Raw genomic sequence first — 558 nt, 5'->3', positions numbered from 1 at the left:
GCTCCAGCCAGTACGTTTCCTGACGCTTCAGCTCTTCCCCGCTCAGCCGCTCCCGCTGCCAGACTGCGTAGTCCTTGTATTGGATCCGCAGCGCAGGCAGCTCCTCGCCGCCGTACAGCCGCGCGAATTCTTCCACCAGCACTTGCATCGAGACTCCGTCTGATATGATATGGTGCATATCGTACATGAACAGACGCTTGCCTTCCTCCGCCAGCTTCACCACGCGCGCACGGAACAGCGGCGCTTCGCTCAGCTCGAACGGTCGAACGAACGCTTCGATCGCGGCTTCCGCCGTTTCCGCCCCTTCCAGCTCCTGCTCTTCCAAGGCGAACAGCACTTCCGCGTGCACCCGCTGCACCGGCTCCCCTTCCACCAGCTCGAACGAGGTCCGCAGCGATTCGTGGCGGCGGACCAGTTCCCGCAGCGCGCCTTCCATCCGCTTCGTGTCCAGCTCGCCTTCCACCATGTAAACCCCCGGCATATTGTAGCTCGTCTGCGCGCCTTCCAGCTGATTCAGGATATACATCCGCCGCTGCGCCGACGATACCGGGTAATACG

The 558-nt window shown here is 62.4% G+C and carries 1 protein-coding gene; it reads right to left on the bottom strand.

The features are described 5' to 3' along the window. On the bottom strand, window positions 1-558 hold a 558-nt coding region (locus K0T92_RS24675), incomplete at both ends, for a condensation domain-containing protein (protein ID WP_219875276.1).

This window comes from Paenibacillus oenotherae (genome assembly GCF_019443105.1).
GTDB lineage: Bacteria > Bacillota > Bacilli > Paenibacillales > Paenibacillaceae > Paenibacillus_Z > Paenibacillus_Z oenotherae.
Note: the sequence above shows the minus strand (reverse complement) of the source record. Positions and strands in the feature narration are given on the sequence as shown.